Below are 15871 nucleotides of genomic sequence, written 5' to 3'. Positions count from 1 at the left end.
GCCTTCATAAAAAGTAAATTCTATCGCTATCTGGAAGATTATGCGGAATTAGGGTTATTTTTGTAGGTGTAATTGCTACACCCAAACGCAAAGTGTATTATGAGGCGTATGGAAAAAGAAATTGGATAGGTCTAAAGAGAGAAATAGGGTAAGGATTGAGGGGGATGAGAACGATATAAAATGTCTTTACCTTTTTTTCATTTGGCTGATAATTTTATCGACCAGACTACTGAATTCTTCATCGGTTCTGTGTATAGTCACAATAAATTGTCCGGCATTACAGAAATCTTCATAACCAATATCTTTGTACCATTCTAACTTTTTACACATCTGTTCATCATAATCAGGGTGACCAATCAATCCAAAATGTTCCCAAATAAATTCACTCTCTGTTTTATTATTTGTTATCTTAAAATCTGCATAATATATTTTGCCTTTCCCTTTTATTTGAAAATCATAATCTATATGGAAATTTTTTACTGACAATAGCTTATTGTAAATATGCAGTTCTTGCATTGATCTGACTTTAACTCCATTGGAAGCTTTATATATTTTGCTTCTGGGAAAAATATTGACTGTTTGGGTGGTTGATGTAGCCAAATTCTTGTCTTGAATTGTTGTTTCTTTTTTAAGTTTTCTTTCTCTGGGGTAGAAACGCCATTGAAATTTGATAAAATTACTCATATCCACCGAGCAACTCGGTATTACCTGAGTTAGAAACTTTACGTCTTCTATAGCAATCGCCCTTAAAAACTGACTCAGTTCTGTACTATTGGCAAAGACCTGTTTTGTATCATCTTTATTCTTGATATATTCATATACGTCTGCCAGCCTCAATTCTTTGCTTGTAACAGTCGATGAGAGTAAATCTTCAATATGGCTATTTACTATTTTGAGTAAGACATAGTGTTCCTGTAATATTTTCATTTGAGCTAAGAATAAGATTATAAGCTGTCTGGCATCTATAAAATACAAAAATGCTATTTTTTTCTAAGATATGTATAGAATAATATATTTTTTTATTTGAGTTAGAAACTAATATTTTCCTAAAAAAAAACGAACCTATATTAATTGGTAAAGGGGGTGTTAAATTAATATTTTTGTTACATTTAAACGCTCATAAATATGAAGATCGGTAATATGAAAAAGCACATTAAATTTATTATTCTTGTCTTAGCTACCTTTTGTAGCCATTTACTATATGCATATGTAGGACCTCCTAAAGATGTAAAGAGCACTTTTAGATGTTTTGATAACAAAGATACAGATTTAGAGAATTTAATAAATATAGAAGGATACTATAAAGAAAGAATTCTTTTGAAACGATCAAACGTTGCCGGCTCCTTCCTTAATAAGGATTCCGTAGGACTGTATGCCGATAGCGGATTTATTAGTATTATTTTTTATAAAAACGGACTGTTCAAATACGATTTTTTTCGCCTTAAAGCAGCTTTGTTGAATGAAAACAGTGAAGAGGCCAAATCTTTTTATGATGGACAATGGGGTAGCTATTCTATTGATGGAGATATAATTAAAACACAATTTATTTATAAACCATCTAAAGGTGAACTATCTAAATGGAAAGGTACAGAAATCTGGTATAAAGTAATTAATAGAACAACAATAAAAATCGTAAAAATTGATGCTTTATCGACAAACACAGAAGATAAAAATAATGTAGCTTTACATAAAAAAGTTCATGAGGAACGTATGAAAACTTTAATTGTATTTGTTCCATCTGAGATACCTAATTATCTTAATGCCTGGATTCTCAAAGAGAATTGGTTCTGGTGTAATGAAAATGACAGGAAATCATTCTTGGAAAAGATAAAGAATGAAAAATGATTTGAGACGGCTACCATTTGGTAGCCGTTTTTATTTATTCACTAAAAAGGTTATTCATTCGATCTGATACACAATCATTTAAAATAGTTGATAAAAAACTAATTGACAGTTTCTTGTAAAATAAATATTTTGCATTTACTTTTGTATTCTTCTCCTAAAGCAAGGAGAACACTTTTCAATTGAGCCAACCTACAGGCATTACGAGAACGATAGTTTACAGGGTATCCAAATACCCTTTTTTAGTCTCTCCCAGATTATAAATTGAAGATGAACGGTGCACCCGAACCCGTTCGTTGTCGAACAAAGATTCTCGGCATTTAAATAACTATCGCATTTTCAATCATTATGCAAGAAGAGAATTACGAGAGTACGGAATTTATGAATAAGTCTGTTGAAGATTTATTTTTAGGGATTCAGGAAACGTACTCAGAGGCGCAGCAACGGGCGCTTGAAGAAAACAAATCCTTCCAGAAAACCGATTTTTTAAGGATGGATAAATTAGGCGTGTACCGCTTACGTGTACTGCCTTTGGCACCAAACAAAGACGGCAGTATCGACCGCAAAAGCTATGAGTATCCGGTCTATCAGATGCTGCTCGAACTGGAGAAACCGTCAACAGGAAACAAGGCTTCGTTTATGTATGTGACCGTCCCCAGAGCTACAGAAGCAGGATATTCGGTTGATCTTATCGACATTTACCGCAAAGCGGCAGTCAAAGCCGCCAATGAAAGGGGAGATGAAAAACTTGCCGAAAAAATCGGTGGCGGCAGCTTCGGCGGTGGACTGAAATTCAATTACGGACATGCTATGTATGTATTCGACCTGAATGAACGTGCAAAAGGTTTGCAATTACTGACCCTCAGCCACGCACAATTCAAGGATCTGGATGACAAGCGTTTTAAATTATGGCAAAAGAAACTGACCAAGAATCCAAATTACCCATGCCCTATCAGTTCGGTGTACAACGCTTACCCTGTTGAGATTGAAAAACGTAAAAACGGCTCAAAGACCGAGTATATTACAGGCATTGACAATGAATCGGACAACGATGCCCTGTCGATAAATGAATTAAACAGCCTGATGGCCGCACCACGCATTACCGATATCACTTACCGTTACTCCCGTTATCATTTTGAAGCGACAATTGAGTTTTTGGCTCAGTGCGATGCCAAATACGAGATGCGGCTGATGGAATCAGACGAGATGAAAGAGGCCATTGAAACACTTCGCAGCGAACTACCCAAGGAAGACACAAGCTCGTTTTCATTCGATAAACGTACCAAGGATGCCAAGGATAATGCCACAAATGCTATTTCGTTGGATGAGCTGTACGCACGTTATGACAGCCTGCAGGATAAAGGCCTTGGTGATAAGACCGAAGAAGGACAGGAACTTCGTTCCCTGATCCGTTCGTACATCGAACAGGAGAAACTCGATATCCGCGTGACCCGTTCTACAACGAACATCGAATTACTGGATACGATAGAAGCTGCTTTACAGAATTCCCCGACCAAAGAGGAAGAACCTGAGAAAGAGAAAGAGGAAACACCCCCGGGAGAACCTGAAGACCGCGAACCGGCAGGTGAACGTAACCGCCGCAGAAGATAGCATAATGTATTCATAATATTATTCTTAAACCCAAAGAAGCGTACCAATATTCATTGTGCGCTTCTTTCATCTAATCTTATTCAATTATGACTAAGACAATCTACCCGTGTGTCTTGATGATTAACGATATACATATTTCAAAGGATAATATTCCCGAATTCGAATTGAACTGGGCAGAGGCATTAACTGTCTGTCAGCGGATGGAGATAAGGATAATTGTACTTGGTGGCGACCTTTTTCAATCCAGGGCAGCACAAACCCTCGATGTGTTACTTGCCGTATTTGATGCGTTACAGTCGGCAGCCAACAAAAATATAAACGTGATCATGGCTAACGGCAACCATGATAAAGTAAATCAGGAAGCTGTAAGAGGATATTGCCATGTATTCGGTAAACATGAAAATGTGGCTGTTGTAGACGATTTCCTGACTATCAGTGAGAATAACTGGGGTTTCAGCCTGCATATGATCGCTTACTTTCCGGAGAACGGAAGTTTTACCGACAAACTGAATGCACTTATCAAAGGCGATCTGGATTCCGGTAAAAAGAATTTCCTGTATATCCATGAAGGAATTAACGGTGCATTGCTCCACAATTCGGATAACGAACTTCCGGCACATATATTTTCGGATTTAGACAGGGTATTTGTCGGGCATTATCATAACCGATGTATCATCAAAGGTACACATATCGAATACATCGGTTCTTCAAGGCAGCATAATTTCGGGGAAGACGAAGAAAAAGGCTATACAGTGCTTTACAACGACGGTTCTCAGGAATTCATTAAAAACAAAGTCAATACCAGATATCTGAATATCGATATCCCCATAGAAAAGATGAACATACACCTTACCGACCGGCTGGAAGAGCTCAAAGCCGAAGGCAGGTATAAGGTAAAGGTACGTGTACATGCTTCTACAGCCGATGCAACCTCCATCAATAAAAACGAGCTGATTAAGTGCGGAGCTTCGAAAGTGGAGATCATTACCCAAGATCCGGAAGTAACGGAAATCGTTTCGACCAGCCTTTTTGTGAAGTTCGATAATAACCAGATTCAGGAAAACTATCAGGAATTCTGCCGGGAGAAGAAAATAGAAGATATATCGCTCGGCTTAACTTACTTATTAAAAATAGACAAATATGTGGAAACTAACTGAAATATACGCCCAGAACATTTGTGCATTCCGCGAACTGCAATACATCCTCCAACAAGGGGTAACAACCCTGATTTTGGGTGACAACCGGGACAATGAAAGCCAGCGTAGTAACGGTTCGGGCAAATCCGCCCTTATCGAGTGTATCGCTTTGGGAATAACAGGCAGCCCTTTACGAAAAATAAAGAACGAAGAAATTATAAACGACAACTCCGATGAATGCCTTATCGAACTGACATTCGCTAACGAGAGCAACAACGAGAAATTCGTTATCGAGAGAAAGCTGTTCCGCAAAGGTTCGTCAGAGGTAGCCTGTTATATTTTCAGAAACGGAGAGTTCAACGCGGACGAAGCCGTACAGCCCTCGGTGGATGCTTATAATAAATATATACTGGAAACTTTGGGAATCACTAAGGACGAATTGTATAACAATTTTATTCTCTCCAAACACAAGTATCAGGATTTTCTTTCCAGTTCGGACAAGGATAAGAAAGAAATTATCAACCGCTTCTCCAACGGCAGCCTCGTAGACCGGGCAATCGAAGAAATCGTAAAAGACAAGATACCTATTACAGAACTTCAGAAAAAGACGGAACTGGAATTTGCCGGAATCGAAGGGCGGATAGGCATACTGACCGAACAGATAGAACAGGAGGAAAATTCAAAAGAAGAAAAGGTAAGAACCAAAGAAGAAAAGATTACCGCACTGAATGCAAAGATAGCCGACAAAAGAAGCTACATGCGTGAAAAAGCGGATGAACTGGGATTGCTGGGTACGGAACTGGTTAAAATCGGAGAAGTGGATAAGCTGATTCAGGATCTGGAGAATTCCGATTCCAGGCTGGAAGATTACCTGTCGGGGATAAATAAATACATCCCTCTTATTACAAAAAGTAATCTCACAGACTGGGATGCCGTTATCAAAGCCAAAAAAGAGCGTATCAACAAAGCCGAGGAAGAGTTGGAAAGGTGGGATTATGCCTTTGCACAAGCTGAAAAAAAGGTACAGGAGATAACTACCGCCTATGACATCCTGTATAAAGAGTATCAGGAATTTGTGAAAGACTCTAATGACAGGGCAGAAACGTATGACGGCGAATTGAGACGTATGGAAGCCGGATATGTGGAAGTGAATAATGAAATTGATGCTTTAAGGAAAACACGCAGGGCATTGTCGGCAGCCATCGAGTCGCTGAATAATAAACTTGCCGGAGAGATTGCCTGTCCTTCATGCGGATTCAGCTTTCTCGTATCTGACCGAAGCTTTGATGTAGAAAAAGGGAAGGCGGAGGTTAATGAGCAGGAGGAAAATTACAAACTCCTGTCATCGAAAATCGACGGGAACAGCCAAAAGCTTGAAACGTTCGAGACGGAGCAGAACCGGTTGAAAAATGAGAAACGTCACCTGTCCACTCAAAAGAACGCATGGACTGACAAGATAGACGATGCACAAAGCAGTGTAAAGGGTGCATCGAACGAAATGGAAAAAATAAAACGCTGTCAGGTGCAAATTGCCGGGGATATCAATCAACTAAATGAAGAGATTGACGGTATTCTTCGCAAAGTGTTCGATGAAGCTTTCGAACTTGTTGACGAAGCCTATAAACTCAATGAGCGTAAGCAAAACGCACTCAGGGAAGAGACAGGCGCAGCCGAAAGCTCGATCATGACATTGGAAAGTACCATTCAGGAGATTCGGGAAAACACAGCCTTGGATATGCTCGAGTCTCTCAAAAAGTCACTGGGTGACTATCAGGTGCAGTCGTGTGATTTACTTTCTAAAAAGTCAAAGATTGAACTGGAAATCAGAACACTGGAAAGACAGGAGCAGAACTTTATCGAGTTCAAGACCTACCTGGCAAACACCAAGATTGAAGCCCTAAGTATGATTACCAACGAGTTCCTTGAAAGTATTGGCAGTGATATCCGCATTAAGTTCTCCGGTTTTACCGTGCTCAAATCGGGCAAGGTAAGAGAGAAAATATCTGTTTCGCTGATACGCTCAGGTATGGATTGCGGTTCTTTTGGGAAGTTCAGTGCAGGAGAAGCGGCACGGGTAAACCTGGCGACTATTCTGGCTATGCAGAAGCTTATAAATGGAAACTGCGGAACGGATAAAGGATTAGACCTGCTTGTTCTCGATGAAATTCTGGAAGCTGTCGATGAAGACGGACTAGCGTATATGTTTGCCGCACTGAACGGACTTTGCATTACCGCATTGGTAGTTTCTCACGGGAACATATCGGAATCGTATCCGCATACAATAAAAATAACAAAAGAAAACGGTGAATCACACATCGAAGATAACCGTGCATTCTGAAAAATTATAATAAATGGAGAACAACCTACTGAAAAAAGAAGAATTATTGGCCCTTGATATTGCGACCCATACAGGTTATTACAGTTTAAATGCTTTCGGCACATGGAATTTTACCGAATCCAAAAAGCGTAATAACAACAAACAGCATAAGGATTTCCGTGATACGATCATGGGCTTTGTCCTGCAACAGGGGATAAGGCATATTGTGGCCGAAGATATCAACGTCAATAATTACTTCTCGGATATGCGCAAGCTATCCGAATTCAGAGGTATACTCTTTGAGATTTGTGATGAGCTGAACCTGCCGGAGCCGACTTTTGTAAACGTAGCCACACTCAAAAAGTGGGCTACGGACAACGGCAGGGCAAGCAAACAGGAGATGATGCAAGCCTGCAAAGACAGGTACAATTTCCTGCCGGACGATGACAACGTATCGGATGCGTGCCATCTCTATCACTATTACATCCGCAAGTACAGAATATTTTAAAAGGCAGGAACATGAAAACTATAAGTAACAGCTCTTTAAGGGCAAAATTAATTGAAGCTTCCAATCAGCTGACAGATTACATGGTAGATTATTATTCACTACAAGTAATCGGGATGTGGAAACCAATAACCAGGCGGCTGAGAACTGCGTAGATGAAGAATCAGTCAGAAACAGGACTCTGCTGTTCAATAAATATGTACTCCCGAACCTGAATCTCGTTTTCAAGCTTTGTATCCAATACTCCTACTACGGGGCAGACGTGGAAGATAATTTTAACGAGGTACTTATTAATTTCTATAAGTACATCGAGACTTACGACACTTCGCGTTCTCTGCAAACATGGCTGCATATTGTAACCAAAAGACTTGTGTGCGACCTCAATAACCGCAAAAGCCAGTTAAAACGTAACGATGATGTGGATGTGTACGAACTTGCCGGAACATTAACGGATGAGGATCAGGTAAGCTCCAATTGCATGAGTACCACCAATTATACCGAATTGTATAATGATGAAATCCTAAAAGCCCTGAATCAGTTGAAACCGATTTACAGGGATGCTTTACTCTTACAGCAGGCGGGGTATAAGCTCTATGAGATTATGGAGATTTCTTACAGGAACGGAAGCCTGAAAACAAAAAACATAGAGACTATCAAAAGCCGTTTATTTCTGGCAAAACAACAAATGAGAAACCTTATTAACCGGGATGGAGAAGCAAGAACAGATTAGTTTTACAATCAGGGTATTTTCTTTCCTGATGAAAGAAGCGGTGAATAAGGACTTTGTTTTTCCCGGTGGCGGTATTTCCCGCAAAACAATGGCGGCATACATCGATTCGCTTAAAGAATCCGGAACCGAGAGGCTGACGAATTATTGTATCTGTCAGGTATTTGCAATCTGTAGTTTCGGGTCCGCATATAACGGAAAGTGGAATGTCAGCCATTCGTTCGGCAAAAAAGCGATTGAACGCTTCGACAGGAATACAAAGGCAAACAATTTCCGGGAGGACGAATGGCTGAAACGCATCGGTCTTTCACGAACCGGTTTGCTTTGGCAATTCCGCCAAAGCAAAGAGCATCCGCTTGAAAAGTTTATTTATCCCGAATATGAGGAACGCACTAAACAGAGGATGCATAACTCCGAGGTGGGTTTTTATATCTGCCAGATTTCGACTCTGCTCTGGACTCCTTTTTCGAAAGCTTGCAGATCGTGTAAAAACGAGCAAAGGTGTAAGAATATAACCGGACGCAAATACGAAGAACTGTACCGTATAAGAACAGAAGAATACAAAAAATCAAACAGGAAATGACTTCAAACAAACGAAATCCGTTAAGTGCGGAATTCCTGTATGAGCTTTATTCTTCTGCGATACGGTTCGATTATATCTGCAATATCATTGTATCCCATATGCGCAGGGAATACCTTCCCGACAGGACGTTCCAGAAGATTCAGGAGGTAATTGCCAATCATTACAGGACCTATAAAAAGCCTCCGGGCTATTCCGTTTTATCGCAGGTCTTCGCCGGTGACTACGATGCCATAGAACTAATAAATACGTTCAGGGATTATGATGATGACCATGATACCGAAATCGTTGTAGATATGCTGGAATCCTACATAAAAGGAGTGGAATTGCAGAACGTATATGCACAAGTAGGAAAGCTCTACAACCAGAACAAACAAAACGAAGCACAGGAAAAATTAAAGGAATATGCCCGGTGGCTTTCGGGCTTTACTCTAAAGACAACCGCATTTATAGATGTAGCCAAAACTTTTTCAAACCGTTTCGACCAGAACCGACAACGGGAACTGGAAAGCAGAATTTCGGGGCTTAAACAGGTGACCCGCTTTTACATACCGGATATAGACTCGCTGAACAACGGCAGGGATTTACGGGGGCAACTTTCCTGTTTCCTTGCATCGACAGGCGTTGGTAAGTCGCATATGGCAAAGCATATAGGTATCAGGGCGAACATTGACGATGCGTTGCACGTACTGCATTTCCAATTGGAAGGATCGGAAGAAGAGGCTCTGAATGCTTATTCGGGCGGACTGATTTCCAAAAATGCTTTTTATTATGAGCGTGGGAAGATATCGGATACCGAGATAAAGCATTTTGAAGCGCAGGTATCCCGGTATTCGGGCAGCATAACTGTCCGCAGCTTTCCACGGTTCAATACACATGTGTCTACACTCGATATTAAAAACGGCATAGCTGAATACCGGAAAATAAACGGGATTAATCCGGATATCGTCATTATCGACAGTATGGACTTGCTGACAGACGCAGGCAAAAAACACTGGAATGCCGAGCATGAGCGAAGTAAACGCATTGCGGTTGCTAATGACCTGAAAGACCTGGCTGCGGACGAGAAGGTATGGATGGTGGCCACTTATCAGGCTACTATCGAAAACCGGGATTGGCTCAACGATGAGAAAAACGTGCTGACCGAGTATAATTGTGCCGAAGCCAAAGGGCTTGCCCGTCCCTGCACGCATTTACTGAGCCTGAACCAATCATCATCTGAACGAACGGAAGACATAATGCGGATTCACATAGCCAAATCACGCTTCTTTAAAAAAGGGGACACTTTCAGGATAGCCACCGACTACGATAACGAAGTATTCTACGATGCACAAAGAACCATCAACCTGAAGAAATATTCTTAAAATGGCATTGACAAAATCGGAAACAGAGCATTTAATATCGGAAATAAGCCGTGAGCTCGGAGCCAAACGGGATGGTGGGTATAAAAACCTGATCTGTCAGTGCCCGTTTTGTAAGAAAGAAGGGAAATTCGGGATATACGTAGGTAAGGAAACCGAGCGTAAAAAGCTGTTTATGTCGCATTGCTTTTCCTGCGGTGCATCTACATACACACTGGAACAACTGCTTGAGACAATCGGACGGGTTGACCTGATGGTTACACCCGTGGCTGATTTAAGTGCAAAGCTGGAACCTGCATTGTTGTTCCCTTTGGAATCGGAGGACAAGATAGACGATTCACTCGCAATTATCGAACTTCCGGATTTTTACAGGCGAACTTTTTCGGACAGCTACCTTAAATCAAGGGGATTCGTCTTTGACGATTATGAATACTTTCCGGCAGGAACAACCGGTCGCTTAAACTTCCGCTACAACGACTATGTAATATTCCCGGTAATTGATCAAGGCGATACTGTGGGTTACGTTGCCCGACACATTTGGAGCAAAGATGAAATAGAGAAACACAACAGACGGGCCAAGCTGCGGGGTGAATACCGGATCATGCGTTTTCGCAATTCCACTGAAAATGATTTTACCAGACTGCTTTATAATTATGATGCTGTCATAGAGGACGAAACGGATACCGTGATAATTGTCGAAGGTATTTTCGATGTGGTGGCACTGATCCGAAAACTCGAATTGTACGATAACAAGCAGATAGCGGTTGTTGCCACTTTCGGAAAGAAAATATCCCTGACCCAGATATTCAAACTTCAGAGTAAGGGGGTGGAAACGGTAATTATAGGTTATGACGGTGATGCGGTGGATTCAATCAAGAAAGCAGCCGGAGAACTGGGCAGGTATTTCGAAGTACTGATTGCGGATATAGAAGATCCGGCAAAAGACTGGCAAGACCTTTCCTATACGGAAATATACGATACACTGGCTTACCGCCTGAAAACCCCTTTGGAGTACACAATGACTAAAATTCAACAATAACAATGGAAGAACTCATGCAATGGCTCGAAGCCAACAAGATATGTTATACACCTGTCGATAAAGAGGTGGTAGAGATAGAGGATTTCGGCAGGTTATTCATTGCCGACCTCTCAAATGTACAATCTATTTTCAGGGGCACGAAGGATAATCTGATGTTCAATCTGATGGAGAACCCCCAGGTACTGATACATGAAGAAATCTATTATGTGGCTTTTGCTTTCGGGAAGAACTGGTATTACTATGACTTAAGGGAAGACTTTAAATTCAATATACTCAAATACATCGGAAAACGCAAACCCGTAACAATGGATGTGCCTTTTGTAAATCTGGGTATCCATACGCCATTTGAGCTGTTGAACGGTTCGGGAGATATCAGCCTGTGGATAAAGAAAGCAAAAGCATTGGGACATACAGCTATCGGTATCTGCGACCGCAATACAATGGCTGCTACCCTTACACTTCAAAGGGAGTGTGCAAAAGAAGGTATAAAACATGTTTTCGGATACTCGTTTACGGCTGTACAATCGGATGAAAAAGTAGACCTGAAAATCTATTGCCGGTCGCAGCAGGGATTAAGGAACCTCTTGCGCATCCATAAGAAAATCATGGTGGATGCTGCGGACAATACGATAAGCATTACCGACCTGCTGCTTTATGCCAAAGGAAATGTACTTGTACTGGGTAAAATGTCTTCCTACTGGATGAAAGACAATACGCATATTGTGGTACTGCTTAAAGAAGCTTTCGACAAAATTTACTATCAGGTGGATTTGTCGGAATATAAAGCCGAGCGTATCGATGCCACACTGTTAATGGCTACGAAATATTATTTCGATCATTTTTACCTGAAAGAGAGCAAGTTGTTTATTGTGGAGCCTGTACTTATATGTGACAATTATTATGTGGATAAAGATGAGGCGAGGAATAAAATCATCCTCAATAAAATAGCTTCGGGGGCGGCTCATGAGCAATCGGACGACCAGTATTTCAAGGATGTTGACGAGCATTCCAATACAATCAGGCAGGTGTTCTCTACCGAAAAATGGCATATAGAATCGTTGTTTGAACGGATGTGTGCCAATACTATTAAGATTGCCGAGGGAGCTGCAGCCCATTTTGAAACAGGCAGAATGTATATGCCCCGCTACGTGATGAGCGATGAGGAAATTACAACGTACCGGGACCGCCGCAAGATGTTCCATGCCCTGCTTGAAGAAGGATTGAAAGCAAAGGTTGCCGCATCCGATCATGAGACATACCGCAAAAGGCTTGAAGAAGAAACCTATATCATCGAATCGACCAATAATGTCGATTACTTCCTTATCCAGTGGGACATGGTCAAAGAAGCCCGTAAGAGGGGCATCGCCGTGGGTGTGGGGCGTGGTTCGGCAGGAGGTTCGCTGGTGTCGTACCTGTTGGGAATAATCACTATCGACCCCATTAAATACGGGCTGATATTCTCACGCTTTTTGGTGCCGGAAAGATGCGGACTGAATTGGGTAGAACAGATTACGGTAATCGGTGAAGATGTACAGGTGCAACCCGGAAATAATATTGTTGAGGTCAACATAAACGCAAAGAGGCTTCTATTCTTCAAAGATGCGGAACTGAGAATTATAAGGGACGAAAAAGAAAAGACCGTATATGCCGATCAGTTGCATGAGGGCGATGAAATCCTTTTTGACAACAGGGACTTATTGTGGACTTTAAACGAAATATAAGGTCTAAGACCTTTTTGTCATTCACTCAGACATAACAGCAACTGTTAGTTTTACGCTTAAAAACCACATTACATACATTCTTTTTAATCGTATGCACCAATCATTTGTATCGACAACGACTCACAGAGGCAAGACCTTATTTCACGGCAACTGTTTAGATGTCCTGCCCTTACTGAAGCAGCAAGGGGTAAAAGTGAATATGATACTTACAGATCCCCCTTATGGCACCACGCAATGTAAGTGGGATACGGTTATCGATCTGACCGAAATGTGGCGTTGTATAGAGCCGGTCGTTTATGACAATACACCGATACTCTTATTTTCACAGCAGCCTTTTACAAGTATTCTCGGACATTCAAACATTAAAAACCTGCGGTATAACTGGATCTGGGAAAAGACCCATGCAACGGGTTTTCTCAATGCAAACAGGATGCCGATGAAATGCCATGAAGAAATTCTGGTCTTTTATAAAAAGTTACCTTACTACCAACCCGTTAAAACAAGCGGACATAAACGCAAGGTGATCAAGGCAAGCCACAGGGAAATATGCTATAGGGAAGATATCTATGCGGATTACAGTAACTTTTCAGATTATGACAGTACGGAACGTTACCCCAGAAGTGTTATCCGGTTCAAAAGCGATAAGCAGAAAAGCAGCCTTCATCCGACACAGAAACCGGTAGAACTACTGGAATATTTCATAAAGACGTATACCAGAGAAGGTGATGTGGTACTCGATTTTGCGATGGGCAGCGGCAGTACGGGGGAAGCCTGTGAAAACACGGGAAGAAAATTTATAGGTATCGAAATTATGGAGAAAATTTATAATACCGCTTATGACAGGTTGATAATATGAAAATTCAGCAAATAAGAATTATTAAAGCAGACAAAACGGTTTCAGTACTGGACAGTTTTGTAGACAAAGGATTGAAACGGGGCGGCCACTCGGCTGCCCCCGATATAGATACCGACTTTGCCTCGGACAGGAGGCAGGAAATCAAGGAATATCTTGAAAGCAGGTACAATGTGAACGGCAGGCAACGGGTATTCTCTGCCGGAACTTTTACCACCATGAAGCTGAAAGCGGTATTAAAGGATGTGGCAAGAGTTTACCGTGTTCCGGTAAAGCTGGTCAATTATATCAATGCGATATTCGAGGAAGATTCAATGGATTGGACGCAGCTGTTCAAGCTCGTTGCCATAAATAAGAAGGTAAGGTCGTTTGTGCTCGACTACCCCGATGTGATAGAGGATATACGAACCATTATGGGGCAACCCCGTTCGGCTTCGATCCATGCTTCGGCGATTATCGTCACACCGGATGAAAAGGACGGGCAGCCTGCGGAATGTTTTGATTTTTTGCCTATCCGCAAGATGGACGGTTTACTGGTCTCGGAGTTTGACGGTAATCAGGTAGAGTCTATCGGGCTTCTCAAAGAGGACGTTCTGGCAACAAAGGAACTCTCCAAGCTGAGTGCCGTTATCGGTATCGTAAATAAAACATACGGCAAGAATTACAGTATGGAACACATCACGGAACGTCAAACAGAAGATATAAAGACCTACCGCTTACTATCGGCAGGGTATACGCAGAATGTATTTCAGTTCGCATCGAGAGGTATTACCCGTTTCATTATGGATGTACAGCCGAATTGTGTCGAGGACCTGATCGCCATTAATGCACTGTACCGTCCGGCAACACTCGAAATCGGGGCGACAGAAGATTATATCCGTTATAAACGTGGCGAAGTAGCCCCGGTCTATAATTTCGGGACTTACGAGGCTACAAAAAACACATTCGGCATTATGACCTATCAGGAGCAATTTATGAGTATAGCCCATACACTGGGAGGCTTTGACCTGGGTAAGACCGACTACCTGCGTAAAGCAATCGGTAAGAAGAACGCCGATTTGATGGCAACTCTCAAAGATGATTTTATAAAAGGAGCGGTAACGAACGGTTGCCCTGAGTACGAGGCACAGGAAATCTGGCATAAGATCGAGGTGGCGGGAAAATATTCCTTCAATCGCAGCCACGCTGCAGCTTACGCCCTGACCGCTTATTGCGGAGCATGGCTAAAAGCAAACTATCCGACTGCTTTTTATACGGTGGCCCTTCAATGGTGCGACGATAAGGAGACACCCTTACTGATGTCCGAGATGGAGCAATGCAGCGAGGCTAAAATTGTAGCACCGGATATAAATGTTTCCCACAAAGAATTCTACACGGATTATACTACAAATAAGATATTCTGGTCATTGACCCGGATAAAAATGTTAGGGACGAAAGCCGTAGATTATATCATCAACGAACGGGAGAAGAACGGAGCGTTTACCTCTATTCAGAATTTCGTACACCGGATATTCAAATACAAACTAAAAAAATTCCAATATTGGGACGACCCCGACAATGAAGACGAGGCAATCCGCATCCCTGTGAATTCCCTGCATGTACGTCATTTGATACTTGCAGGATGTTTTGACCGGTTGGAGAAGATAAGCTCCATCAATGAGAGGTACACAATACTCGAAACAGCAAGTAAAGAACTCGGCTTGGCCGCAGATGCGAATGACTATTACAAACAATACTTCGAGGTAGACCATTTCTGGTCGATACAGCAAATCGGGATATCGGGTATAGGGCAAATCGATTACAGGCGTATTTATGATAATTCAGAAAGCAAAAACAAAATAAAGGGTAAGGCTTCGTATATGTCTTTGCGGGATGCTCTTGTTCTGGAAAATGAAGGTAAGCGTATAGCGGTTTGTGCTACGGTGGTGGAAGTGGACGAGGTATCGTACAAGGACAAGACATCGGGCGAAAAGAAACAGTTCTGCAAAATCAAGCTTCAACAGAATAACGAACTTATCGAACTGGTATGCTGGAGTGAATTCTATCTGGAGCATAAAAACGAAATCAATACCCTTAAAGACCGCATTGTCATTGTCACATCGGTTATAAAATACAGCGACTACTCAGGGTGTAACTGCCTGAATACATTTAGAACCACTTTACTATTTAAACTATAATT

General features: G+C 41.6%; 13 protein-coding genes. 12 read left to right on the top strand and 1 reads right to left on the bottom strand.

Translation table 11 applies throughout. The annotated features are described in order from the left end of the window. Nucleotides 1-186: 186 nt before the first annotated feature. Nucleotides 187-927 (bottom strand): hypothetical protein, encoded by a 741-nt coding sequence (locus G7Y56_RS15945; protein ID WP_165045082.1) that lies wholly within the window; start codon nt 925-927, stop codon nt 187-189. Nucleotides 928-1125: 198 nt separating this feature from the next. Here G7Y56_RS15945 and G7Y56_RS15940 point away from each other — a divergent pair, with 198 nt between their 5' ends. The 12 genes from G7Y56_RS15940 to G7Y56_RS15885 all read left to right on the top strand — a co-directional run bounded on the left by G7Y56_RS15940 (nt 1126) and on the right by G7Y56_RS15885 (nt 15869). Continuing rightward, entirely contained in the window at nt 1126-1845 is a 720-nt protein-coding gene (locus tag G7Y56_RS15940; protein ID WP_165045080.1) for a hypothetical protein, read from the top strand. 345 nt (nt 1846-2190) lie between these two features. After that, nucleotides 2191-3453, top strand: coding sequence for a hypothetical protein (locus G7Y56_RS15935; RefSeq protein WP_185154005.1), 1263 nt, complete (start codon nt 2191-2193; stop codon nt 3451-3453). Between the two features lie 86 nt (nt 3454-3539). Beyond that, nucleotides 3540-4610 (top strand): metallophosphoesterase, encoded by a 1071-nt coding sequence (locus G7Y56_RS15930; RefSeq protein ID WP_165045078.1) that lies wholly within the window; start codon nt 3540-3542, stop codon nt 4608-4610. Further along, complete coding sequence (locus G7Y56_RS15925; RefSeq protein WP_165045076.1) at nt 4594-6927, top strand: AAA family ATPase; 2334 nt, start codon at nt 4594-4596, stop codon at nt 6925-6927. The genes G7Y56_RS15930 and G7Y56_RS15925 overlap by 17 nt, the downstream gene beginning before the upstream one ends. Nucleotides 6928-6940: 13 nt before the next feature. Then, nucleotides 6941-7414 (top strand): crossover junction endodeoxyribonuclease RuvC, encoded by a 474-nt coding sequence (locus tag G7Y56_RS15920; RefSeq protein ID WP_165045074.1) that lies wholly within the window; start codon nt 6941-6943, stop codon nt 7412-7414. A gap of 115 nt (nt 7415-7529) precedes the next feature. Beyond that, on the top strand, nt 7530-8141 hold the full coding sequence (locus G7Y56_RS15915) for a sigma-70 family RNA polymerase sigma factor (RefSeq protein ID WP_165045072.1): 612 nt from the start codon (nt 7530-7532) through the stop codon (nt 8139-8141). After that, nucleotides 8119-8721: a hypothetical protein gene (locus G7Y56_RS15910; protein ID WP_165045069.1), complete on the top strand. Its 603-nt coding sequence runs from the start codon at nt 8119-8121 to the stop codon at nt 8719-8721. The genes G7Y56_RS15915 and G7Y56_RS15910 overlap by 23 nt, the downstream gene beginning before the upstream one ends. After that, nucleotides 8718-10082, top strand: a complete 1365-nt coding sequence (locus G7Y56_RS15905; RefSeq protein WP_165045067.1) for a DnaB-like helicase C-terminal domain-containing protein — start codon at nt 8718-8720, stop codon at nt 10080-10082. Before G7Y56_RS15910 ends, G7Y56_RS15905 begins: the two co-directional genes overlap by 4 nt. A gap of 1 nt (nt 10083) precedes the next feature. Beyond that, nucleotides 10084-11118 (top strand): toprim domain-containing protein, encoded by a 1035-nt coding sequence (locus tag G7Y56_RS15900; RefSeq protein WP_165045065.1) that lies wholly within the window; start codon nt 10084-10086, stop codon nt 11116-11118. A 2-nt stretch (nt 11119-11120) separates the two neighbouring features. Next, entirely contained in the window at nt 11121-12839 is a 1719-nt protein-coding gene (locus tag G7Y56_RS15895) for a PHP domain-containing protein (RefSeq protein WP_165045063.1), read from the top strand. Between the two features lie 91 nt (nt 12840-12930). Further along, on the top strand, nt 12931-13695 hold the full coding sequence (locus G7Y56_RS15890) for a site-specific DNA-methyltransferase (RefSeq protein ID WP_165045061.1): 765 nt from the start codon (nt 12931-12933) through the stop codon (nt 13693-13695). Then, nucleotides 13692-15869, top strand: a complete 2178-nt coding sequence (locus G7Y56_RS15885; RefSeq protein ID WP_165045059.1) for a DNA polymerase III subunit alpha — start codon at nt 13692-13694, stop codon at nt 15867-15869. The genes G7Y56_RS15890 and G7Y56_RS15885 overlap by 4 nt, the downstream gene beginning before the upstream one ends. The last annotated feature ends 2 nt before the right edge of the window (nt 15870-15871 follow it).

It is taken from the genome of Dysgonomonas sp. ZJ709 (assembly GCF_011039195.1).
Classification (GTDB): domain Bacteria; phylum Bacteroidota; class Bacteroidia; order Bacteroidales; family Dysgonomonadaceae; genus Dysgonomonas.
This window is presented reverse-complemented; position numbering and strand designations above follow the sequence as displayed.

Bases quoted from the DNA above. Each gene is read 5' to 3' on its own strand.
- G7Y56_RS15905 (WP_165045067.1), top strand. From the start codon at position 8,718: ATGACTTCAAACAAACGAAATCCGTTAAGTGCGGAATTCCTGTATGAG.
- G7Y56_RS15890 (WP_165045061.1), top strand. From the start codon at position 12,931: ATGCACCAATCATTTGTATCGACAACGACTCACAGAGGCAAGACCTTA.
- G7Y56_RS15925 (WP_165045076.1), top strand. From the start codon at position 4,594: ATGTGGAAACTAACTGAAATATACGCCCAGAACATTTGTGCATTCCGC.
- G7Y56_RS15885 (WP_165045059.1), top strand. From the start codon at position 13,692: ATGAAAATTCAGCAAATAAGAATTATTAAAGCAGACAAAACGGTTTCA.
- G7Y56_RS15930 (WP_165045078.1), top strand. From the start codon at position 3,540: ATGACTAAGACAATCTACCCGTGTGTCTTGATGATTAACGATATACAT.
- G7Y56_RS15940 (WP_165045080.1), top strand. From the start codon at position 1,126: ATGAAGATCGGTAATATGAAAAAGCACATTAAATTTATTATTCTTGTC.
- G7Y56_RS15910 (WP_165045069.1), top strand. From the start codon at position 8,119: ATGGAGAAGCAAGAACAGATTAGTTTTACAATCAGGGTATTTTCTTTC.
- G7Y56_RS15945 (WP_165045082.1), bottom strand. From the start codon at position 927: ATGAAAATATTACAGGAACACTATGTCTTACTCAAAATAGTAAATAGC.
- G7Y56_RS15895 (WP_165045063.1), top strand. From the start codon at position 11,121: ATGGAAGAACTCATGCAATGGCTCGAAGCCAACAAGATATGTTATACA.
- G7Y56_RS15920 (WP_165045074.1), top strand. From the start codon at position 6,941: ATGGAGAACAACCTACTGAAAAAAGAAGAATTATTGGCCCTTGATATT.
- G7Y56_RS15935 (WP_185154005.1), top strand. From the start codon at position 2,191: ATGCAAGAAGAGAATTACGAGAGTACGGAATTTATGAATAAGTCTGTT.
- G7Y56_RS15900 (WP_165045065.1), top strand. From the start codon at position 10,084: ATGGCATTGACAAAATCGGAAACAGAGCATTTAATATCGGAAATAAGC.